Here is a 23,861-nt window from a genome sequence, read left to right as displayed (position 1 = left end):
TACCAAAACCAACAGAAATTTCGTCGATAATGGAGAGAAATTTAGATATAGATAGTTTTGAACGGTTGCTTAAGGACAGGTCAGATGAATTTAAAATGTATCCTGAAAAACGAGTATGGCACAGCATTTATAACAATATTCATCCTGGTAGAAAATGGCCATCTGTCGCAATGAGTATTACTTTAATAGGCATTCTTCTTTTAACCGGCTACCTGAATACAGATACAAAAAATGCAGGCAAACGATTCGCTTCGCAAAATCAACATAATGAAACTAAACCGGCTGATCCCACCACTTCTATTTACATTCCGCTTTTAGACAAAAAACATTTTAACAACCAACCATCTAAACCATTTGCAAATAATTCTACTTTAAACTTCTCTGGTCAATCTTTTATTGATAACATTGAACAACAGGACATGTCCAGTGAAAGTGTTAACAATCTGCAGGAACCGCCGAATCTGGTTAAGACACTGTCCGGTGTGACTAACAAAAGCACCGGCGACAATTTAACTCACGAGCATTTTATTTCATTGGCTAAAATTGAATCAACTGAAATCGCCCCTATCAAAAATGACCCTGATTTCAAGACTATACCTGCAAACAGGCCGGCGATATTTCACAACAAGGTGCTGATTGTTTCACTGGATAATTCGGAAAACAAAATCAGACACCAGAATGTAAATAACGTTACGTCAGAAAAAAATATGGTAACCGGAAGTGAAACCGATTTATCAGCCAATGATGTCAGCCTCAAAAATAAAGCGCTTTTATCTGCAGAAACAATATCAACTGATAAAAATGAAACATTGATTCTATCAGATGAAGAAAAAGCATGGGTTGAAAATTATGCAATGTATAACAGACCAGCTCCCAAAAAATGGGCAGGTAAGTTAGGGTGGCAAATGTATTTCACTCCATCTGTGGTTTACAGGCAACTAAAAAATACTATTTCAGATGGTGCTGACGTAAACCAGGATGTTGCACAACATCCCTCCTACGGACTGGAAATAGGAAGTGGTTTTACCTATCCGGTGTTAAAAGGGCTTAGAATAAGAACTGGTTTGCAACTCAATTTCACCATGTACAATTCGGATGCTTTTACTAATTCTCACCCGGTTGCAACTACAATTACGCTTGTTTCTTCTGAATCTCATCAGCCTTATCCTGCATACAGGTCAACTTCTTATTCTAATATTGATGGTATATCTACCGTTAAATTACACAATGAAACTTTTCAGATTTCATTACCTGTGGGTATGGACTTAAAAATAGCAGGTAATGAAAACTTACAATGGAATATAGGTGCAACAATACAACCAACTTATGTAATGGGAGGCAAATCCTATTTGCTTTCTTCTGACAAAAGAAATTATATAAAAGAAACTTCACTGTTAAACCACTGGAATGTGAATGCAGGCTTTGAAACATTTGTAAGCTATAAAACAGACAAAGGGATTACATTTCAGTTTGGACCACAATTCAGGAAACAGTTATTTACAACCAACAGTAAGCGCTATATCATCCAGGAAAAGTTAAACAACTATGGCTTTAAGTTCGGTATCACCAAGTTGTTGAAATAATAACTATCATTTGTTTATTGCAAGCCTCTTTCAATTTACCAATTTCTTTTAACAAAAACCGCAGTACGCCCGCAACTGCGGTTTTTGTTTTACATCATCTTTCTGTTTAATTTTAGCGCATGAAAAATATTTTTTTTCCGGTCTTTATCCTCGTTTTAGCAAGCTGTAATAACAATACAAAAAATGCCTTGGCTCCTACTACAGCAGACTCTGCTCCGGCAATAAATGAAGCGAAAAAAGATTCATTTTTTCCTGTTACATCTTTTATCAGGGGACAAATCCGTTCCTTTGATTCTTTACTTGTCACCCCACTACACACGACCGTAATCAATGATAAAACAGATTCTGTATGGATAAAACAAAATGCTTTGATTCCATTGCTAAAAGATTTTCTTTCTCCCGAAATAAAAGAAACCAACCTTACTTCATTTTTTAAAGAATCTTCTTTTAATGATCAAACTTTAAACGCCGTTACATTCACATACGATCCTGTAAGAACCTTACCTGATTCAATCTCACTGCGGCACTGGGATGTTTATATCGACCCTGAATCTGGAAAAATTTCGAAGATCTATCTGGTAAAGCAACTGAGAGGAAAAGATGGGAATATAACGAAGCAATTAACCTGGAAAACAAACAAATGGGCCGGCATCAATACCATTTTGAACAAGCCTGACGGAACCAGTGTTTTATTGAAGGCAGAAAAATTCACTTGGAATTTTAGTGAATAAAAAAGTGCCTTTTACAATCTTAATAAATAATGACACAACAAGAATTTGGTTTATTGGCTGCTACAATTCCGCTGCAGCCTGGCATTTATAAATACTATGATAGTAATAATGAATTGTTGTACGTTGGTAAAGCTAAAAGCCTGCGTAAAAGAGTAAGTTCTTATTTTTCTAAAACCTATACCAACTATAAAACACATGAACTTGTTCAACGGATACGTAAGATTGAATTTACCATTGTAAACAGTGAGCAGGATGCTTTCTTGCTGGAGAATTCGCTCATTAAAAAATTTCAGCCGTTATTTAATATTAATCTGAAGGACGATAAATCTTATCCCTACATTGTCATAAAAAACGAACCCTTTCCACGAGTTTTTTTTACAAGAAGAAAAATTAACGACGGTTCTCAATACCTCGGTCCATACACTTCTGTTGGTAAAGTAAGGGAACTGCTTGACTTTATTAAACAAACTATCCAGCTAAGAACATGCAAGCTCAATTTGACAGCTACCAATATTGAAAAAAAGAAATTCAAGGTTTGCCTGGAGTATCACCTGGGCAATTGTAAGGGACCATGTGAAGCGCTGCAATCGTTGGAAGATTATGAGGAAGGCTTACAACAGTTAAAGAATATTTTGAAAGGAAATCTCTCGCCGGTAATACAACATTTCAAAGCTGATATGCAGGAAAAGGTTGCGCAGCTTGAATTTGAAAAGGCGGGGCTGATAAAAAAGAAACTGGAACATTTACAGCAATACAAAGCCAGCTCCGCGGTTGTTAATGAACGTATGGGAACCATTGATGTGTTTAGTATCCTTGAAGAAGGAGATACTGCTTATGTAAATTACCTTGCTGTAAGCAATGGCAGTATTGTACAAACAAAAACGATTACACTTAAAAAGAAACTGGATGAAACTGCAGATGAAGTTTTAATCTTCGCTATAGCGCAGTTAAGAGAAACCTTTAACAGCGAGGCCAGCGAAATCATTGTACCATTTACGATAAGTTATCCGCAACAGGATATTGTTGTAACTTGCCCCAAAGGTGGTGATAAGAAAAAACTGCTTGACCTCTCGGAAAAAAATGTCAATTATTTTAAAGAAGAACTCAGAAAAAAGAAGCTGCTTTTACTGGAAGAAAAAACCGCATTGGAAGTAAATAACGTGTTGGTACAACTCCAAAAAGATCTTCAATTGCAAGAACTACCGGTCAATATTGAATGCTTTGATAACTCCAACTTCCAGGGAAGTTATCCTGTATCTGCCATGGTAAGTTTCAAAAATGGAAAGCCAAGCAAAAATGATTACAGAAGATTCAATGTAAAAACTGTGGCAGGGATCAATGATTTTGCTACCATGGCGGAAGTAGTTTACCGCCGCTATAAACGTTTAAAAGAAGAACAAAAACCATTTCCACAGCTGGTTATCATTGATGGCGGTAAAGGCCAGTTAAGTGCTGCAATGGAAAGTATTGAGAAACTTGAATTGACAGGAAAACTGACACTTGTCGGGCTGGCAAAGAATGAAGAAGAGCTTTTTTACGCAGGCGACTCAGAGTCGTTGAAATTACCCTGGGATAGTGAAAGTTTAAAATTGATAAGGAGAATACGTGATGAAGTACATCGTTATGGTATTACTTTTCACAGAAATCAACGGAGTAAAGGCAGCTTTAAAAATGAGCTGGAACATATTGAAGGAATTGGAAAATCTACGATTGACATTCTGCTTAAAAAGTATAAGTCTGTAAAGAATATTAAAGTACAAACATTAGGGGAGTTGACAACGGCCATCGGTAAGTCCAAAGCAATTATATTGATTGATTATTTTAATCAGGCAATAAATGCCCACTCGTAGACATAAAAAAGGGCCAGGATAAAAATCCAGCCCCGTTTAAAATCCAATATCCTATGAAAAACCAAGACAAATATATAGATTAGTTTTTTCTCTGTCCAAACGCTTAGCCGAATATTATACAATTGGCGACTTTGACTGAGTAAACGGCAGAATTCGATTTCAGTGGGCACCTGAAGATAGATTTTAGCCGGCCGTGACTGCGTCTGTCGAAAACTGAATCAAAGTTACGGGTATTAAAAAGCCCCTTCTGAGAAGGGGCTTTTTAATATTTTACTGGAAAATTAGTAACTCCATAAGTCTTGCTCGTAATTAAAAATTTTCTCTTTAATGCGTTCACCCTCAAGCAATTGAAATACGCCATTGTCTTTCAATCCTGGATTAGCGGCTATAAATAAATCGAACGGATTGTCCATCGTACTCTTTATGATGCGGCCACTGAACATTCTGGTTTCAAATAATTCTTCCCATGTCATCCTTGCTCCAAAGTTTTTACCATTATAAGTTTGGTATTTCGCGAAGATTGGACGCATATCTGGATAATAAACCCAAAAAACGTCAGCGGGTCCCTGATATTCGCCGCTTGAAGAATAAATATTCCTAACTGGAGCGATACCTAAAATACGCCAGAATAATCTCGAACTTTCTTTATCAAAAATTACCTCTTCCTTAATTTTAAACTTATAAATTGAATCCAGATTTATTTCTCTCGCTTTATAATCATAACGGTCAATCACACCCTGATCATTGTAATGTGGAACAGTATCCCCACCCCCTCCAAGTAATTTAGATACCTGGGAAATAGTAAGTGGCGTAGTAAACCGGTCATCAATCGGGTCAAAAACTGTTACAGCACTATCCTGTATAGCCTTGAGTAAAATGCTTATGAATCGCTGATTGCCCGTGTTCTCATCGGCAGAGTACCTGAACGGCAAATTGACTTTTTCCCTGGTATCTATTTCTCTCCATATTTTATGACGAAAAACAGCATCGTCAGCCCGCAAATGTTCATAGGCCAGAGGAGTCCTATCCATAATATCTTTTGTTTCTACAGCTTCGTCCAACCGTAAAGACTTTTTTACTTTTGGAACGGGTAAGCTATCAATTCTTGGCGCAGCCGGAGGTGCTGATACCACTGCCGCAACAGAATCGACCTGGCCACCAGATTTAATATTTGCCTTGGTTTTACCCTTGGTTGTTTTTTTTGTGGTGGTGTTGCTTCGCTTGGTAGCCGCACGCTTTTTCTGTTTCTGTGCGTCTGCTACTGAGAATACAAGGGTCAGTACAACCGTCAGGCACAAAAATTTAATAAGATACTTTTTCATATTTAAGATATTTTAGAATAACACAAAAGACACGGGCGGTATGGTTCTTTGCCTGCCATCAGGTCCTACCACTTTTAAATCATCAAAAGTCACTGTAGATCCGGGTTTACATAAATCAAGTTTACTTCTTATAGGTGCAAAACTTCCGCTATTCATTGTCGCTGTCTGTACGCTTCCGCTACTGGTAAATCCAGCTCCTGCAAAATAAACAGTCGCACTGGCTACACTGAATTTTGCGTCAAAATCAAAGTTTTTAAGTTCTGCCCGTAAAAAATCCTGTGCTTTAAAAACATTTGACTGTACTTTTCCTCCTGGGCTAGGACCAACCATCCCGATTGGATCAGGTATGGTTTTAATCCTGAAATCAAATTTGCTTGATTTTCCATCAGCAGTTACGGTGATGCTTGCAGCAGTTCCACCGCTAACAGTTACTACACGATTACCATTAGAACCACTCAGAGTACCACCAGTCATTGAAACAGTCGTCTTATCCCAGCCTGAACCAGATGAAATAGTTATTGGATTAGGAACTCCTATGTAAAATACATTCATTTTATCAAGCATAATGGCAGCACCTCCGGGAGTTCCTACTGTGTACTCAACAGTTTCAGTTTTTGTCTGGGACACTCCATCCTGATCAAGATAGGTAACTGTTACCGGAACTGTATGGGGGCCTGCACCGCTGGCTGTTACTTTATAAGTAGCTTTCCCGTCAACAACCGCAGGATTTGTTCCTCCGATTGAAATTTTTGGCTGGGCGGCAGAACTATATGCTCCGATTCCTGCAGTAATTTCCATTTCCTGTCCAGGCATTAGATAATTCGAACTCTGTCCTACCAACACACCAGTTTTGTCAAATTTAATTTTTACAGCACCAATTTGTTCGTGGCAAAATGTAACCACTTGATTTTCTGCATTCTTAATATTATTTTGAAATTTACTTAATAACGTTAAGGCTGCTACGGTTGGTGTCATATGAAAGTAACCTGTCGTAAAATCTTTTTTAACCCCATCTTGTCCTACAGGGGGATCTGTATCTATGGGCAACGTCTTTTCAAATTTTGCCCGGATTTCTGGATCAACGTCCAGCATTGCCTTTTTATAGGCCGCTAGTCTTGCCTCCAGTTCTTTTCCCTTTCCCTGGTTATCAAATAAACGGGTAGCAGCGTCTAGATTATCTTCTTTGAAAGACTCTTTACCATCTATCATAGTAAGGTCAGAAGCTTTTTTAAGTTCCGTCTTTAATCCATCAAGATAGGTAATGAAATCATCAGACAATTTTTTCGCCTGTTCAGCTTTAGGCTCCCAAATTTTAGCCTTTTCAGCAGTTTTGGGATCTGCCAGTTTTTCGGTTAGTGAGGCATATAAAGTGGTGTTCGCAGCAGTTAGGTTGGCGCTGGAATTTTGCAAACTTTTATCAACCACTTTAAAGGCATTCAGAATTTCGCTTGATACATTCAGTGCCAGCAATGCTGTCAACACCAGATACATCAGGTTAATCATCTTCTGCCGGGGCTCTTTAGGTAAAGCCATAGTATTTCAGATTTTACGATTGTTTAAGTGAATTGTTTCTTTAGGATAAAATTTACCTTTAAAAAGGGTTTTGAACTTGGTAACAAAGTTATATGGCAATTTATTTCACCTGCATAGCACTCAGCATATTTCCATACACAGAGTTTAATTTGCTTAGGTTGCCTGCCAGTAAACTGATTTGATCTTTTGCCTTTGTCGCGTCATCCACACTGCCCATCATGGCGGCACTTGCTTCAGCCATCTTGCCATAAAAGCCATTCAAGGCCTTGAGGTGATTGTTACTTTCCTTTAATTCCAATTCGTAAATAGTATTTAAAGAACCCAAATTTTTAGTTAAAACCTGAACCTGCTCGTGGAACCCCTGTGTGCTTTCAGAAGCTTTATTAAATGAAGCCATTGTAGCTGCAGTACTTGTAAATGTTGAAGCCATGCTTCCAATAGCCAATGTTGCTTCTTTTGTTTTAGCACCAAAGTCACCGGTCGATTTTACAACATCTCCAATTTCGCCCATGTTGTTAACAGTAGTTCCCAATTTCTGAAAACCTTCACCTAATTTTTTCAGGCTTGTAGGAGTAATATCAGCTTCGCTTAACATTTTGTCCATGCTTTTCAGAGCAGGGTTACCTGTTTCAATAGGCGCAGCTGCAGCCATTGGTGCCTCTGGTGGGGGTGCAAATACATATAACAAAGCATAACCAAGAAATATGATCGATTCTGTCCACAGTCCGATTTTTAACCAAACATCAGCTCCGGGAGCGTGGGTGATTTTGAAAAGGGCACCTAATAAAACCGGCACAGCTGCCGCAGATACAAAGATGTTAAGAATACGATCGATTGGACGTGATTGACCAGCAGCCATAATTTTTGAATTTTAAAGTTTAATAAGGGGGTTATTTTATATATTGAATTCTTTATTACATAGTGATTAGAGTCTTACAGCATTTTTTGAAAAAATACTGTAAGACAATTCTCAACAATTAGTTTAGGCAGGAGATAAGTTAGTAATTAGTTGCCACGCTTTTTCATTGCCGGAGGCAGATCAATTACGCAACGGAAACCTATATAAGATTTTGAAGTATCCTGGTACTCGTAATTACGTGTACTTGTCTGAAGAAAAAATCCCACGTCTTTCCAGCTACCACCGCGAATCACTTTGCGTTTCATACGTGGCACATCTGTATCTTTTGCATTCCAGCGAATGTCAGGATTCATATCGTGTTGAAAAGAGTATCCACCCTCATAATAAAGAGAAGAGGTCCATTCGGCAACATTACCAGCCATATTATACAAACCAAAATCATTTGGCCAGTATGCGTCTGCTCTTACAGTGTAAAAACCACCATCTTCAGGGTAATTTCCGCGACCTGGTTTAAAGTTGGCCAGCAGGCATCCTTTTTTGTTTCTCAAATAAGGTCCTCCCCAGGGATAAGGTGACTGGGCACGTCCGCCCCGTGCAGCATATTCCCATTGAGCCTCTGTAGGTAATCTAAAATCAGATTCAGTTGCTCTTTTTTTGGAATCTAAATAGGAATTAAGATAATGGGTTCTCCATTCGCAGAAGGCTGTAGCCTGTTTCCAGTTAACCCCTACCACAGGGTAGTTTCCGAAAGCGGGATGACTGTAATATTTTTTTGCCATTGGCTCATTGTAGGCATAAGCAAAATCTCTAACCCAGCACAATGAATCCGGGTAAGCCATAATATCTTTTTTGATAATAAACTTAGAACGTTGTACTCCTGCGTTTTCTCTCTTAGAAGCTTCCTTATAATCAAATGTTTCCGAATGGTAAACAATTTTGCTTGGATCAAGTTCTTTTTTATTGAAAATTCTGTTGTCGGGGGTAAAGATCATTGCATCAATCTTTTCCAGGGTTGCTTTATCATTCCATTTAATACCACGTGCTTTCTTCCAGTCAACGTACTCATTGCCATCTGTACCCTGCTTAATAAAACCCATTTGCTTTGCAGCAATAGAATCAGTTACCCAGTTGGTAAACTGCCGATATTCATTATTGGTAATTTCGGTAGCATCCATCCAGAAACCACTGATAGAAACCTGTTTGTTTCTTGCAGTATACGCAAAATTCACGTCTTCATCACTTGGCCCCATATGGAAGGTTCCTGGTGGAATATACACCATACCCGGGGGTTTGGGTAAAGACCACCCTTTAGCAGGTGCTACGCCATGCAACTGCCCATCATCCGGCAAAGCACTACCTTTTTTATTTTTACCAAGCAAATTACAGCCTGATAAAGAGATTATAGCACTGGCCGCTATAATAACTAATGAGTGATTCTTCATTGTTTTAACTTTGAGGGGTATTAGCAAATGTAATGATTATTTCCAATTTCAATAATCATACACCTACCTGAATGATTATTTTTTGTGTTAAAAAAGCAACACAATTCTAAAACGTCTATTGTTTTCAATTATTGTATCCTTATATCTTCTTTTCATGATTCGTTGAGATACAATAAGATGCCATCGATTTGCTCCTCCGGCTTAAAACAAATGTTGTTTTTGCAGAGATAAATCAAGGACTGAATAGAAGCAGGTTTGCTTTTTAAAGGTAAAAATTCATCATTCGATAAGGTTGAAGCCATCATAATTTTGTACGGAATGTAATAGTCGGCCACTTTTCGGGACAATTGAAAACAATCTCTCCCGATAATTGCCAGTTCATTAAAGCCAACCACATTTTGTAGCAAAAATGAAGCCCAAACCGCAAACGAAGACGGATATTTGATGGTTGCCTCAGAATTTATTATTAACATTTGTATAGATGTGTATTCCCAATCCGGAATGTTAAAAATTCTTGAAAGCTTAAATAGATTTGCCGCCATTACACTGTTGCCTGAGGGCAAAGCTCCATCATATATTTCCTTTTTTCTAATAACAACGTCTGTTTGATTTTTTGGTGTATAGAAAAAACAATTATTTTCCCCATCGCTGAAATTGTCAACAACGAAGCATGTATGATTTTTTGCCTTTTGCAAAAATTCAGTATCGTAAGTCAGCGAGTACATTTCAAAACAGGCCGCAATAAAAAAAGCATAATCATCCAAAAATGCAGGATATTTAGCAACTCCGTTTTTAAAAGTATGGTGCATTTCATATGAACCATTGGTCTTTATAAAATTGGTTTCAATAAAGGCAAAATTTTTCAATGCAAGCATCGTTAATGTTTCGTCTTCCAAAATAAAAGCAGCCTTTGCAATTGCTTTTAAGGCCAGGGCATTCCATCCCAGTATTATTTTGTCATCAAGTGAAGGCTTTATGCGGCCAACACGAACCTCAGCCAACTTATGAAGACAACTTTGCAACAATTCAGTCAATTTATGTTCATCTAAATTTTTCCGGATAGCAAAGTCATGGATGGGTTCAAGGATGCGCAAGATATTAGCGTCTTCCCAATTCCCTTTTTCCGTTACGTCAAAAAATTCACAAAAGATGGCCGCATTCTCCTTTAAAACATCGTCTATCTCAGTTTTTGTCCAGACATAATATTTGCCTTCTACTCCTTCACTATCTGCATCAAGAGCAGCAAAAAATCCACCTTCGCCATTGGTTAATTCCGACTGGATAAATCCTATGGTCTTTAAGATTGCGTTCCTGTATTTATCGCATTTGGTAATCTGCCAAGCGTCGCATAGGACATCGATTAGCAAGGCGTTGTCGTATAACATTTTTTCAAAATGCGGCGCCAGCCATTCGTTATCTGTACTATACCGGGCCGTGCCACCACCAATATGATCGTAAATACCACCCTGTAGTATTTTATCCAGCGACAATAAAGCTTGCCGCAGCGCTTCCGCATTTCCTGTGAAATGCTGGTATTGCAGCAAGAATTGGATAATAAAAGTTTGCGGAAACTTGGGCGCCCTTCCAAATCCTCCCCACTCCTTATCAGCAGTTGCCATTATATTTTTAAACATTTGATGGCAATTGTCCATTGTAAACAATCTCTCATCATTTGAGCTAATTGAACTGGTAGCGGTTTGAGTAAAATTTCCAGACTGGTTTAAATGTGCAATAAGATTTTCTGCCTGAGATTCTATTTCATCTCTTTTTTCCTTCCATGCTGCCGCAATGCCCTGTAAAACTTCCGGCCAGGAAGAACGGTTAAAGGCTCTGACAGGCGGATAATAGGTGCCCCCGTAAAAAGGCTTTCCGTCGGGAGTCAAAAATACATTCAGGGGCCAGCCCCCACTCCCGGCAATTGCCTGCACTGCATCCATATAAATATGGTCAAGATCGGGGCGCTCTTCACGATCAATCTTAATATTTATAAAATTTTCATTCATCAATGCGGCAATAGTTACATTTTCAAAACTCTCTTTTTCCATAACATGACACCAATGGCACGCAGAGTAGCCGATACTCGCCAGAATTACCTTGTCCTCGGCTTCTGCTTTTTGCAGTGCTTCTTCACCCCATGCATACCAGTTAACGGGGTTATGGGCATGTTGCAAAAGATATGGACTTGTTTCCTTAATTAAACTGTTGGTAAAAGCATGTGACATATAACTGATAATTGAATAAAATAAAATATGGCAGACAATCAGGTTAAAAAGTTATGCCACGATGAGTAGTTCAGGCCTTCAATAGCCGGCTAACCATTTAAAGGAAACAGATAACCGAGGCGTTTGTTTTGACAAATAAAAAAGGTAACCTTGTTAAGTTACCTTTAATATCTTCTAGTGGAAAAACTTATTTCTTTTTAAGGGAGGTTAAATACAGCTCCAGCGCACTCACCATACTGGGCACCTGAGGTTGTGGCGCTTTAATATCGAGTGTTAAACCAGCTTCTTCTGCTGCTTTAAAAGTGTTGGCGCCAAAGGCACCAATCCTGGTTCCATTTTGCTTAAAATGCGGAAAATTCTCCAATAGGCTCTTAACGCCACCGGGTGTAAAAAAACATATCACATCGTAGTTTCTGGAAATAATTTCTTTTACATCATTGCTGATAATTTTATACATTACCGGGGTGGCATATTCGCAATTATTATTTTTTAGCCAATTGGTAATCTCATTATCAAACGATTGGGAACACGGATAAAGAAACTTTTCATTGTCCTTATGCTTATTTATTACATCGAACAAACTCTTATTGGTACCGTCGGCACCATAAAAAACTTTGCGCTTGCGGTAAAGGATAAATTTTTGGAGATAAAGTGCTACCGATTCTGTAATGCAAAAGTATTTTGTATCCTGTGAAATATTAATCTTCATTTCATCGCAGGCCCTGAAAAAATGGTCAATTGCATTCCGGCTTGTAAAAATAACTGCTGTATAATTGGGGATTTCTATTTTTTGTTTTCTGAATTCTTTGGCGGGAATGCCATCAATAATTATAAATGGATGGAAATGTAACTCGATATTGTGCTTTTTTGCCAAATCAAAATAGGGTGACTTTTCGCCTTCCGGTTTTGGCTGGGTAATCAATACTTTTTTAACCACCTGGCTTTTTTGATCTGTTTTTGTTTCCCCGTTCTTAACCATAGAAAAATGAGAATATTAATGGTTTTACAAAGTTAGATATTTTTACTTGATAAAAACAACAAGGCCTTATAAATCAACAAAAGCGGCATTAATTCAACGCCTGCAATGTAAAGCATAAAATGGGCGGCACTTATTTTTACCTGGTTTTGCAGCAAACTATATGACCTGAAAAATCTCAACAAAAACATAAGCGCAGTTAATAAAATTGCAATCATTACTGATACTTTTATCAACACAGGAATAGAAAAGGCCATTACAATAATAAGTGGTAATAAAAGAATACCCAGTATTTTATTAATAAGAAAAATTATAAAAATATAGGTGTTGGTTATATTGGAATAGCCGGACAACCATCCGGTAAATTTTAAGGAGACATATTTCAAAAAATAGATAGCCATTACAAAAAAGCTGCTCAATAGCATCACGTCCAACGGTTTTCGCTCATTCACCCAGCCAAAATACTTTAACAAAAAATAAAAAAAGATACCCCCGGAAAAAGCAGCCGTTAAATTAAAAAGCATAGAGGGTAACCTGGCCTGCAGTAATTGATCAGTTAGCTGACTTTGCCGTAAGGAAGTATTAAAAAATACCTGGAACAGGTTATTGAAATAGCGGACATAAAAGAATCGTAAAAAAGATAAAGCAGCAACCAAAATCAGCAGTGCGTAAAATACACTGTCGTCAGGTTGCTGTTTCCGGATATAAATTTTCTTTGCTACAGGGGTGCTGCTGATATCCAGAAATTTGTTCTCCTTCAGGATTTCTCGCAGTAGGATACGATAAGGTGGTTGCAGTTTTTTTAACGAGTCCAATTTAATGGCAACACTGTCTTTCGCTTTAATCCCGGCGCTATCCCGCATTGTAGTTGAAGCCGTATCGAATATTTTTGTATTGATACTATCGGGATGCTGTGCAGCAGTTAAAACAGGCAGAGCGATCAGCAGAAATAAATATAAAACCTGTTTCAATCAAAAAATTTATGCAGTAAAATTAAATTGAATTTTCTAAAAGTAATTGATATACCCAAAATGTATTTTGGATGACTGGCTTAAGTTAAAATTAACATCGTTGCGTTTGCCAACCGCAAAACTCATATTTAGCAAACCGAGTTTCGTTTCAAATAAAATTCCTATGCCAGTACTGATGAAATTACTTGTGACATCTACAGTCTGGTATTTATTTTTTACCCAGCCCGCATCCACAAATCCAAACAAATAAGAGTTTAGACCTACAAGGTACCGGTATTCAACAGTTGAAACCAGGTAGCGGGTAGCATAAATACTTTCTTCATCAAATCCACGTAACAATTTGTACCCGCCAATTTGAAACAATTCGTTCCGGAAAACATTTGGACTGTTGAAAACGCCTGTATTAAGTACAACTTTTAAAGTGCTACGTTTACCGGTTGTAAAATAATGCGCCGCCATCGCTTTTATCCTTAACTGGTACCCCTTCAATTTAAGCGAATCATACAGGGAAGCGTAATTGAAGGCGGGGTCTGTCAGGCTTATGATATCATTGTTCCTGCTGATGGTTTTTATACCTATGGTAGAATACAACTGTAACTCATTGCCTGATTTTGGATTGAAGCGGTAATTCGTATTATTAAAATTGTAATCAATTCCAATATTAACGGCACTAACATCAATATTTGCAGGAAGCTGCTTGGTTGCCTTAATCTGATTGGTGTCTATGCCGGCTGCCAGCAAAAAGGAATTTTGTTTTTGAATAAACAATTTACCGGATTGATTGGCTGATAAGAGATATTGCACTCCCAGCTGTGCATTTAATTGTACAAAGCTTGAGTCTTTTTTAAACATTTCAAACAGGAAATCAATACCAAAAGGAGAATTAAAAATATAGGGTTGTTGAAAACCTAAATTTAAACGCGGTGATTTTAATTGCAACTGCTGCCAGTTAAGCAAAATGGTCTCTCCTTTTCCGAGCGAATTTTTTAAATTTAAATTTACGTCTCCTGTCAACTGCAGTTTACCGGTAGCATTACTGGCGGGCAAAAATCCTATCAAAAAATTAACCTGGCTGCTGCGCTTGGGCTGAAGGTATACATTCAATATAGAGCCGGTACCCAACATCATCAATTCAGAAGGTTGCTGCTCCTGCACGTAAGGTAATTCCAGCATACGTTTACTTACCAGTTCCAGTTTCTCTTTATTGTAAACACTTCCTTTAGGAATGCCCAGGTAATGCTGCAAAAAGTTATTGGAAATTTTTGCTTTGCCGTTGATGCGGATGCTATCGATGTGATACAATGGTCCAGGGGTAGCGCTTAATATGGCCGTGACATTATTTTCTTTAAGCTGGATGCTATCTAAAAATACAGCCGCGAAAGGATAACCATTCTTTTCATAATAATTCAGCAGCCGTTCTTTTATAAAGGTTAGTTGTGTGAAGTTGATGGGCCTGTTGGTAAAATTTTTACTCATGTAACCACTTTCATCCAACGCCCTTTTTTCAATACCGACAGTTTTTAACTGAACCCAGTTTTGCTGAGTTCCCAGGTATAATGCTATTTCCGCAAAGCTGCTGTCGTACTTTACTGTATCAATAGACGAAGCCGCATATCCTTTGGAATTTAACAATGCAGTCAGCTTATTAATATAGTCTTCACAGGCTAACTGATTGGTGAAGCTGGTTTGCAGTTTTAATGCCTGCGGCTGAAAGAGAGTATCTTTGCTGAGATATTGTATACGAAGCTGGTATTGGGCAGAAACCTGTGCAACAAAAAAACAACTAACTATCACCACCACGAATAGCCGGAGATTGAAAATTGTTTTACTTGTTTTCCTTTGCATGCTTCTATAAACTATTATCAAGATTAAATATTATATCGCAAAACTAAATTATTAAGCAGCTTGGCAGGTATTTATGTTCATATTCCATTTTGTAAACAGGCTTGCAACTACTGCAATTTTCATTTTTCTACTTCGCTGAAATTAAAAGATGAGATGATTGCAGCGTTGATAAAAGAGATTTCACTTACCACAACATGTACAGAAGACAGTGACCTAATTGTGACTGATAAAAAAGAACCTATTGAAACGCTGTATTTTGGCGGAGGAACGCCAAGTATCATTGATATAAAAGATCTCGAATTACTATTGGCAGCGCTACATGAAAAATTTATTTTTAGTGAGAAAATTGAAATTACCCTGGAAGCCAACCCCGATGACATTACACCCGCAAAATTAGAGTTGTGGAAAAAAATTGGAATCAACAGGCTTAGCGTAGGCATCCAGTCGTTTATAGAAGAAGAATTGGTTTGGATGAACAGGGCTCACACGGCGACTGAATCCCTTCAATGTATCGAGGATATAAAAAATGCCGGATTTACTAATTTTTCAGTTGACCTGATTTACGGCTCCCCCTTATTAACGAATGATAAGTGGAAAAAAAATACTGACACCATCTTTGAAAAAAACATACCGCATATCTCATGCTATGCGCTCACGGTAGAACCAAAGACGGCGCTGAATAAAATGATTAATCAACATAAAAAAGAGCCCATTGATGCAGGCAAACAGGCAGAGCAATTTATATTACTGATGGACTGGATGGAACTGGCCGGGTATGATCATTATGAAATAAGCAACTTTGCCAAACCGGGGATGAAAAGTAAACATAACAGCAGTTACTGGCAGGGAAAAAGATACTACGGTTTTGGACCTTCGGCTCATGCCTTTGACGGTAAAAGCCGGCAATGGAATATTGCCAACAACGCCTTGTATATTCAGTCTTTAAAAAATAATGTTATTCCTTTCGAGAAAGAAAATTTAACACCAATACAGCAATTAAATGAATACATCATGACTTCGCTTAGAACTATGGAAGGGCTGAGTCTTGGTGTTGTTGAAGAAAGGTTTGGAAATAAAATAACCCGTCAGCTGCAATCTGCAAGTGAAAAATGGAGACTGGGCGGCAAGGTTTTTGCCGATGATAAAAGAATCATATTAACAAAAGAAGGGAAATTATTTGCTGATGGTATTGCCGCCGATTTATTTTTTTAAATCAAAAAACGGTTACTACTAAACAAGATAAGGCTCAATCTTACCGAAGGCTTCTTTCACATCCACGCCTTCCCACAAAACCTCATATACCATATCCGCAATCGGCATATCTGCCTTTACAGTTTGATTAATAATATGCATTGATTTACTGGCATTGTATCCTTCTGCTACCATACTCATTTCTATCTGTGCGGATTTTACAGAATACCCTTTGCCAATCATATTTCCAAAGGTCCTGTTACGGCTGAAAAGCGAATAGCATGTTACCAGCAAATCGCCCAAATAAACTGAGGATGCATAATTGTGATTGCGGTTATGAATATGGCCTACTTCTACATTTTTTATACCGGCCATTTTTAAAAAGCCCGCCATCTCGTCCGCGGAATTGGCAATCAAAACGCTTAGAAAATTATCTCCATAATCCAGCCCGTGTGCCATGCCGGCTCCTACCGCATAAATGTTTTTTAAAACAGCTGCATATTGAACTCCAAAAATATCATTGTTCTCAATAGTGTTTAAATAATCGGTTTTAAAATATTGGGCGATATGATGCGTAGTCATTTCATCTATGCCAGAAAAAGTAAGATAAGATAATTTTTCAGCGGCCACTTCTTCAGCATGACAGGGGCCGAGAACTGTAAAGTAATCCTGTAGCGCAACACCGAATTTATTTTTTAAATAATCATTCAACAATAACGTTTGCGATGGTAAAATCCCTTTTACCGCACTGACAATTTTTTTCCCTTCAAAAGCATTCTTATCAAGCGGTTCCAATGTGGCTTCAACATAAGCAGATGGTATGGCTATCACAATACAATCAGATTGTGCAATAACTTCTGCCGCATCCGTTGTCAACTTCAACTGGTGCACATCGAAATAAGCAGCAGTCAAATAGTGGGCACTGTGTTTCCGAAGCATCAAATGATCAATAGCCTTCCGGTTTCTGTTGAACCAATAAATTGTCTGGCCATTGTCTGTTAAAACTTTTGCCAGTGCTGTTCCCCAGCTTCCACTACCTAATATTCCAAAATTCATATTTCTTTATTCTAACGGTGACAGCATTTCAGTGAGTGTACTGACATACTCAAATTGGGATGACCGATGTTTACTTCTACTTCTTCATGCGCACAGTAAGGTTCATTTTACCCAAAATTTTATCATCTGCATCAAATGCAATTACCTAAAATCAATGCAATAAAGTTAGCACCTTCGTACTTAAATTTGAGCTATAAATTTTGTGTGAAATTCTTGTATGCAGATTTGCAAATGGCTTACAATCCGAGTTTGTCAACAGCGAGCTGTGCGGCAATTTGGCTGGCATCTTTTTTATTAAACCCCTTGCCCTGTGCAACCAGTTCTCCGTCTACTGTAGCTCCAATCGTAAACAAGCGGCGGCCGTTTTCAAATTTTTCTTCCAGTGTAGCAAACTCGAGCGCTTTGCCATTTTTGTTTGCCCAACCGTATAATTTGTTTTTGATGTTAATTTCAATACCTTCCAAATCATCTATAAACATATGGGTGGAGATAATGTATTTTTCAACCCATGACTGAGTTTTATCGTAGCCTTTGTCAAGATAAACTGCCCCTATTAGTGCCTCGAGTGTATTGCCGAAAATCTGGGATATTTTTAGTGAGCTGTCAAACTTATTATAGATGGTAATTTTTTTAAGGCCCATTTTTATACCGATGTCATTCAGCTGCTGCCTGTTCACCATCTTGCTTCTCATCTCGGTTAAAAAACCTTCTCCCTTATACGGATACTTCATAAAAAGATAATGGGCAACAATTGAACTTAATACCGCATCTCCTAAAAATTCAAGCCGTTCATTATTCTCATCGGCTCCTTCTCTTACCGAGCGGTGACTTAAAGCTGTTCTGTATAAACTAAGATTACCGGGTGTAAAGCCAAGCACGTTGTTGAGTTGCTTTTTAAACTCTTTCTTTTTAATATTTACGGTAAAAAAATCTTTAAATAAATTCAACTTGGATAGAATAAGTGAATTCGAAATTAATATTATTTACTGCAATCAAAAAATATAATAACTAACAAACAAGCAGTCCGAAATTACAACTGTAATACTATTTTTTTGTTGAGGATAAATCAATTTTCGTACAAGAAATCAAATGTGATTTGAGAGAAATATTTTTTGTCGCTTGTAACTAAGAGTACGAGCTGTTAGATTGCCTGTACAAAGTCTTGTGCTGACTAAAATAATCGAATGCTGATTGCAAATAACATGGGATAGTTAAGCAACGTATTTTTTTACAATAACAGAAGCGTTGTGACCGCCAAAACCAAACGTGTTGCTCAGTGCAGCGTTTACAGTTCGGTGTTGTGCTTTATTAAAGGTAAAATTCAGTTTAGGATCCAGTTCCGGGTCGTCTGTAAAGTGATTAATGGTGGGCGGAACGATGTCTCTTGTAACAGCAAGTATACATGCCAATGCCTCCAAAGCACCTGCTGCGCCAAGGCAATGTCCGGTCATGCTTTTTGTAGAGCTGATATTTAAATCGTAAGCATGTTCCCCGAATACATTTAAGATCGCTTTGGTTTCTGCAATATCACCGAGTGGTGTAGAGGTACCATGCACATTAATGTAATCTATATCTTCTGCCTTCATACCGGCATCTTTTAATGCCGCACGCATTACGTTTTGCGCACCCAGTCCTTCCGGATGGGGAGCGGTAATATGATAGGCATCGGCACTGGCTCCACCGCCGCCTATTTCACAATAAATTTTTGCACCCCTTGCCAAAGCATGTTCCAGGCTTTCAATGATTAGTATTCCGGCACCTTCACCCATCACAAAGCCGTCACGGTCTTTATCGAATGGCCTGCAGGCTGTTTTATAATCATCGTTTCTTTCGCTCAGGGCTTTCATGGCGTTAAAACCACCAACGCCTGCAGCGCTTACAACCGCCTCACTTCCTCCTGTAATTATCATGTCTGCCTTATTAAGACGAATGGTATCATACGCATCAATAATGGCATTGGTGGCAGATGCACATGCACTTACCACCGCATAATTGGGACCTCTGAAACCATGACGGATAGAGATATGGCCTGCGGCAATATCCAATATCATTTTTGGAATAAAGAAGGGATTGAAACGTGGGGTACCATCGCCGGATGCAAAGTTGATTACTTCTTCCTGGAAGGTAATTAAGCCACCGATGCCACTGCCAATGATTACACCTACCCTGTCAACATCAACATTCTCTTTGCTGATGCCGGCATCCTTGACAGCCTCGTCGCTGGCGATTAATGCAAACTGGGAAAAGCGATCTATTTTGCGGGCTTCCTTTCGGTCGAGGTAATTGGTGGGATCGAAATCTTTAACCTCGCAGGCAAACCTGGTTTTGAATTTAGCTGCATCGAATTGTTTGATTAAATCACAACCATTTACTCCATCAGATAAACCTTGCCAATATTCAGCAACGGATTTACCGAGGGGAGTGATGGCGCCCAATCCGGTTACAACTACTCTCTTAAAGTCCATAAAATTTGCCTGCGATAATTAAAAAAGAGATGAAGATTACTTGGCGTGTTCTTCCAGGTAAGTTACAGCCTGACCAACAGTGGTGATGGTTTCAGCTTGTTCATCAGGAATTGAAATGTTGAATTCTTTTTCAAATTCCATGATCAATTCAACGGTGTCCAAACTATCGGCACCTAAATCATTTGTGAAAGAAGCTTCCGGAGTAACCTCAGCTTCATCAACACCTAATTTGTCAACAATTATTTTCTTTACTCTTGTTGCAATGTCTGACATGGTAGTAATTATTTAGTTAATCAGGTGCAAAAATATACTTTTTGCAATAAATACAAAGAAATATAAATAAAGCCAAACTAGCCCCTTTTATGCCACCTGAACAGTTTTGTAATAGGCAAAATTGCTGTTGATAGTTGAAACCAACAAATATATTTTCGGTCTCTTCTTTTTCATGATTAAGCGGATTGATTTATTGCTTCTGCCAAATGTTGAGTGACCCTCCGGTAAATAAAAAAGTTTGTATATTGTACTCCCTGCTACCCGATATGAAACGTCAGAAACCAAAAAAACGATTGTTATGGCCTTAAAACAAATTGATCACGGTAGCAAAGCATACCAGCAAATGGTGAAGCTGCGGTTGGAAGTATTACGCAAACCGCTTGGGTTATCATTCACTAAAGAGGAACTTGACGCCGAAAAAAACGACATACTAATTGCAGCATTTGATGAAGAAGAAATATTGGGTTGCTGTATTTTAACCCGGTTAGATGAACGGCGTATAAGACTAAGACAAATGGCAGTGCAAAAAAACTTGCAGGGAAAGGGTATTGGTGAATCGATGATGAGTTTTGCTGAAAATATCGCCCGCGATAAAGGTTACAAAATATTAACTATGCACGCGCGTGACACAGCAATCGGTTTTTACGAAAAATTTGGCTACACTGTTAAAGGGGAACAATTTGAAGAAGTAAAAACCAAACATCATGTAATGGAAAAAATACTGATGTAAATTAATGGCGGATTTTTGTTGACAATATTCTTCTTGCTTCGTGTAAATCTTCAGCTTTAAAAGCATCTTTCGGAATTATAAAAAAAGAGCGGGTATCAAAATACAAATGAAAGAAATGCGGGCTTTCCATACTGGTCGTAAAGGCGGTCCATGGCCACTTGCGGCTTCCTCTTTCATTTTCAATAGTAAAGTTCTCAGCTCCCAGCGTAGCCTTAAACTTATCCTTAAAAGTATCAGACTTTTTGTAAATGATTAGTGGCAGTAGAAACCAAAACGAGATCATCAATGCAAACCATAAAAAAGAGCTTAATAAAAACGATACTGCTGATACCTCTTTCATGAAGAACAAAGCCGCCGCTACAATGGCAAATACATTCACGAGGATCATCATGATTTTTATTTCCTTACGGGTAATAAAATGATACCGCAAAGCCTGAATAACTTTACCCTTATTATATGTAAAAAATGTTGAAGTCATGTAGTAAAGATATTGTATAAATCATAACAGATTTTTAGCCGCAAACTGTTTTTACAACAATTAAAAAATATAAACGTCATCTTTATAACCAATGAATACCTATTTTAAAAACCCACAGTTAAGCATCACGCCCAGGCAGCGGGCATGATACCATTGTGGAAAAATTTAGTTGAAAATCAGGTTACGGGATACCAAATCTATCAAACGCAGATAGCATGTTACCGGGCTTATACCTTCAGGGAAAACAGGCTTGCAAAGATTACGGCAATTGACGATATGGTAGTTGTTTTTACCCTGCGTTTAATGAAGCTGTTACCTGAAAGATTTTGTTAACAGCAGGAATTAATCACCGGATAATTTTAATTTCGCTCAAATTATTTACTCCTTGTCTGCACTCATCTATTACTTAACACTGCCTTTTATTTATCTTTTATCCGTGCTGCCATTCCGGCTGCTCTATGTTATTTCCGATGGCTTGTACCTTTTTTTATATTATGTAGTTGGCTACCGTAAAGCAGTAGTGCGTACAAACCTTACCAATTCATTTCCACAAAAAACACCAGCCGAAATATTGGTGCTGGAAAAAAAATTCTTTCGCTATTTCTGCGATCTGGTGCTGGAAACTTTTAAAACCCTTTCCATAAGTCCGGAAAAAATGTTGAAGCATTGTAGCCTGGATCCTGCAGCAGCACTCTTGTTTAATGGCCTGGCTGAGGAAAATAAAAGCATCATTATAGTAATGGGGCATAATGGTAACTGGGAGTGGGCGGGTAACACATTTAGTCTTTGTTGTAAACATCAGTTGTACGTAATTTACCACCCGCTGGCGAACAAATACTTTAATGGTCTTATTTGCAGGATGCGGGAAAGGTTTGGCACAAGACTGATACCTATGAAAGAAACCTTCAGGGATATTGTAAAAAACCGAAGCCAGCTTACTGCCACTGCTTTTATTGCAGATCAGTCGCCCAACCCAACCACCGCACACTGGATGAATTTTTTACAGCAGGATACTCCCGTATTTATGGGTACCGAAAAGATAGCGAAAAAGGTAAAATACCCGATCGTTTTCGTTTCTGTGAAAAGATTAACAAGAGGTTATTATACCTTAACGGCGGAGCTATTACAATCGCCGCCATATGCTGATGCTGAAGGTAATATCACAGAATTGCATACAAAAAAACTGGAAGCAGACATCCGCTCGCAGCCCGAAACATGGCTATGGGCGCATAAAAGATGGAAGCACAAACGTATTTGAAATTGAAATAAGTTATCTTTACTTTCTAAATGTCCACAATGCTCCTGGGGAAAAACCTGATATTAGCGACTAAGCCATTTGCGAAAGAAATAAGATCCAGAAGCTGGTTCCATACTATTTCCACGCTTTCTTTATTAATACTCTCACTGGCGGGCACTTTAGTTGCCCCGGTAATAATTTTTAAATTACTATGCAGTGTATTAGCCGGTTTATTGCTGATACGGATGTTTATCATCTATCACGATCACCAACATCACACCATCCTTACGCATTCTAAAATAGCTGATGCTATCATGACTGTTTTTGGTATGTATATGCTGTCGCCCACAAGTATCTGGAAAAGATCGCATGATCATCATCATAATCACAATTCAAAATTGTTCAGCGCAAGCATTGGCTCGTATCCCATTGTTACACGAAAAAAATACCTTGAGATGTCTGCGGCTCAAAAATTTATTTACCTGGCAGTCCGCCACCCCATTACCATTGCGCTGGGCTATTTTTCCATGTTTATTATTGGGATGTGTTTGCGTTCATTCATCAGCAACCCACGAAAACACTACGATAGCCTGATTGCATTAGTACTACATTTTACTGTAGCTGTTTGCTTATTTGTATTTATTGGCTGGCAGGCCTGGTTTTTTATGTTTTTTCTTCCTTTTATTATTGCCTTTGGTATGGGCGCCTATTTATTTTATGCGCAACATAATTTTCCGGGAGTAGAGTTTTACGAAAATAAAAACTGGGTATACGAAAAAGCAGCTCTGGAATCATCCAGCTTTATGAAGATGAGCCCGGTGATGGAATGGTTTACGGGCAATATAGGTTATCACCATATACACCACCTGAATTCAAAAATACCTTTTTACCGTTTACCCGAAGTGATGAAACATTTTGAAGAATTACAAAATTGCAAAATAACCAGGCTCACACCAAAAGACATGAATGCGTGTTTCAAATTAAAGGTCTGGGACCAGGAAAGCAACCAGATGATTGGTGTAAAAGGTCTCCAGAAAATGCACGCTTAACAATGCCTTTTTATTGCTGAATTGTTTATAAGCTGCTACCTTTAATCA

20 protein-coding genes are annotated in these 23,861 nt (G+C 38.2%); 7 read left to right on the top strand and 13 right to left on the bottom strand.

Translation table 11 applies throughout. The features are described 5' to 3' along the window. The first annotated feature begins 29 nt into the window (after positions 1 to 29). The 3 genes from JWR61_RS00535 (at position 30) to uvrC (ending at position 4,164) form a co-directional block, all read left to right on the top strand. On the top strand, positions 30 to 1,583 hold the full coding sequence (locus JWR61_RS00535; RefSeq protein WP_301925937.1) for a hypothetical protein: 1,554 nt from the start codon (positions 30 to 32) through the stop codon (positions 1,581 to 1,583). A 119-nt stretch (positions 1,584 to 1,702) separates the two neighbouring features. After that, positions 1,703 to 2,314: a hypothetical protein gene (locus tag JWR61_RS00530; RefSeq protein WP_301925936.1), complete on the top strand. Its 612-nt coding sequence runs from the start codon at positions 1,703 to 1,705 to the stop codon at positions 2,312 to 2,314. Between the two features lie 29 nt (positions 2,315 to 2,343). Beyond that, positions 2,344 to 4,164, top strand: a complete 1,821-nt coding sequence (gene uvrC / locus JWR61_RS00525; protein WP_301925935.1) for an excinuclease ABC subunit UvrC — start codon at positions 2,344 to 2,346, stop codon at positions 4,162 to 4,164. 281 nt (positions 4,165 to 4,445) lie between these two features. Here uvrC and gldN read toward each other — a convergent pair whose 3' ends face one another. The 8 genes from gldN to JWR61_RS00485 all read right to left on the bottom strand — a co-directional run bounded on the left by gldN (position 4,446) and on the right by JWR61_RS00485 (position 15,334). Continuing rightward, positions 4,446 to 5,486, bottom strand: a complete 1,041-nt coding sequence (gene gldN / locus JWR61_RS00520) for a gliding motility protein GldN (RefSeq protein ID WP_301925934.1) — start codon at positions 5,484 to 5,486, stop codon at positions 4,446 to 4,448. 12 nt (positions 5,487 to 5,498) lie between these two features. Next, entirely contained in the window at positions 5,499 to 7,019 is a 1,521-nt protein-coding gene (gene gldM, locus JWR61_RS00515; RefSeq protein WP_290340002.1) for a gliding motility protein GldM, read from the bottom strand. 100 nt (positions 7,020 to 7,119) lie between these two features. Continuing rightward, positions 7,120 to 7,878 (bottom strand): gliding motility protein GldL, encoded by a 759-nt coding sequence (gene gldL, locus JWR61_RS00510; protein ID WP_290340001.1) that lies wholly within the window; start codon positions 7,876 to 7,878, stop codon positions 7,120 to 7,122. Positions 7,879 to 8,024: 146 nt separating this feature from the next. Next, positions 8,025 to 9,320 carry an SUMF1/EgtB/PvdO family nonheme iron enzyme gene (locus JWR61_RS00505; RefSeq protein ID WP_301925933.1) on the bottom strand — a complete coding sequence of 432 codons (1,296 nt, stop codon included), beginning with the start codon at positions 9,318 to 9,320 and terminating at the stop codon, positions 8,025 to 8,027. A 152-nt stretch (positions 9,321 to 9,472) separates the two neighbouring features. Beyond that, entirely contained in the window at positions 9,473 to 11,542 is a 2,070-nt protein-coding gene (locus tag JWR61_RS00500; RefSeq protein WP_301925932.1) for a thioredoxin domain-containing protein, read from the bottom strand. A 187-nt stretch (positions 11,543 to 11,729) separates the two neighbouring features. Next, the gene (locus tag JWR61_RS00495; RefSeq protein WP_290339998.1) at positions 11,730 to 12,521 is read right to left on the bottom strand and encodes a uroporphyrinogen-III synthase; all 792 of its coding nucleotides are present in this window, start codon (positions 12,519 to 12,521) and stop codon (positions 11,730 to 11,732) included. 32 nt (positions 12,522 to 12,553) lie between these two features. Beyond that, a complete protein-coding gene (locus JWR61_RS00490; RefSeq protein WP_301925931.1) occupies positions 12,554 to 13,489 on the bottom strand; it encodes a DUF4271 domain-containing protein in 936 nt (311 codons plus the stop codon). A gap of 36 nt (positions 13,490 to 13,525) precedes the next feature. Beyond that, on the bottom strand, positions 13,526 to 15,334 hold the full coding sequence (locus tag JWR61_RS00485; protein WP_301925930.1) for a BamA/TamA family outer membrane protein: 1,809 nt from the start codon (positions 15,332 to 15,334) through the stop codon (positions 13,526 to 13,528). 60 nt (positions 15,335 to 15,394) lie between these two features. Here JWR61_RS00485 and hemW point away from each other — a divergent pair, with 60 nt between their 5' ends. After that, on the top strand, positions 15,395 to 16,546 hold the full coding sequence (gene hemW, locus JWR61_RS00480) for a radical SAM family heme chaperone HemW (RefSeq protein WP_301925929.1): 1,152 nt from the start codon (positions 15,395 to 15,397) through the stop codon (positions 16,544 to 16,546). Positions 16,547 to 16,564: 18 nt separating this feature from the next. Here the strand turns inward: hemW and JWR61_RS00475 are convergent, their stop codons facing one another. From JWR61_RS00475 to JWR61_RS00460, 4 genes are all read right to left on the bottom strand, one after another. Beyond that, positions 16,565 to 17,581 (bottom strand): NAD(P)H-dependent glycerol-3-phosphate dehydrogenase, encoded by a 1,017-nt coding sequence (locus JWR61_RS00475; RefSeq protein ID WP_301925928.1) that lies wholly within the window; start codon positions 17,579 to 17,581, stop codon positions 16,565 to 16,567. A gap of 236 nt (positions 17,582 to 17,817) precedes the next feature. Continuing rightward, complete coding sequence (gene rnc / locus JWR61_RS00470) at positions 17,818 to 18,528, bottom strand: ribonuclease III (protein WP_290339993.1); 711 nt, start codon at positions 18,526 to 18,528, stop codon at positions 17,818 to 17,820. A 264-nt stretch (positions 18,529 to 18,792) separates the two neighbouring features. Then, a complete protein-coding gene (gene fabF, locus JWR61_RS00465) occupies positions 18,793 to 20,046 on the bottom strand; it encodes a beta-ketoacyl-ACP synthase II (protein WP_301925927.1) in 1,254 nt (417 codons plus the stop codon). A 36-nt stretch (positions 20,047 to 20,082) separates the two neighbouring features. Next, positions 20,083 to 20,319, bottom strand: coding sequence for an acyl carrier protein (locus JWR61_RS00460; protein WP_290339991.1), 237 nt, complete (start codon positions 20,317 to 20,319; stop codon positions 20,083 to 20,085). A 298-nt stretch (positions 20,320 to 20,617) separates the two neighbouring features. Here JWR61_RS00460 and JWR61_RS00455 point away from each other — a divergent pair, with 298 nt between their 5' ends. After that, the gene (locus tag JWR61_RS00455) at positions 20,618 to 21,049 is read left to right on the top strand and encodes a GNAT family N-acetyltransferase (RefSeq protein WP_290339990.1); all 432 of its coding nucleotides are present in this window, start codon (positions 20,618 to 20,620) and stop codon (positions 21,047 to 21,049) included. Between the two features lies 1 nt (position 21,050). Here JWR61_RS00455 and JWR61_RS00450 read toward each other — a convergent pair whose 3' ends face one another. Continuing rightward, on the bottom strand, positions 21,051 to 21,527 hold the full coding sequence (locus JWR61_RS00450; RefSeq protein ID WP_301925926.1) for a YcxB family protein: 477 nt from the start codon (positions 21,525 to 21,527) through the stop codon (positions 21,051 to 21,053). A gap of 385 nt (positions 21,528 to 21,912) precedes the next feature. Here JWR61_RS00450 and JWR61_RS00445 point away from each other — a divergent pair, with 385 nt between their 5' ends. Beyond that, positions 21,913 to 22,785 (top strand): lysophospholipid acyltransferase family protein, encoded by an 873-nt coding sequence (locus tag JWR61_RS00445; protein ID WP_301925925.1) that lies wholly within the window; start codon positions 21,913 to 21,915, stop codon positions 22,783 to 22,785. A gap of 38 nt (positions 22,786 to 22,823) precedes the next feature. Continuing rightward, positions 22,824 to 23,813, top strand: a complete 990-nt coding sequence (locus JWR61_RS00440; RefSeq protein ID WP_301925924.1) for a fatty acid desaturase — start codon at positions 22,824 to 22,826, stop codon at positions 23,811 to 23,813. Positions 23,814 to 23,861: the final 48 nt, after the last annotated feature.

This window comes from Ferruginibacter sp., assembly GCF_028288465.1.
Taxonomy (GTDB): domain Bacteria; phylum Bacteroidota; class Bacteroidia; order Chitinophagales; family Chitinophagaceae; genus Ferruginibacter.
Note: the sequence above shows the minus strand (reverse complement) of the source record. Positions and strands in the feature narration are given on the sequence as shown.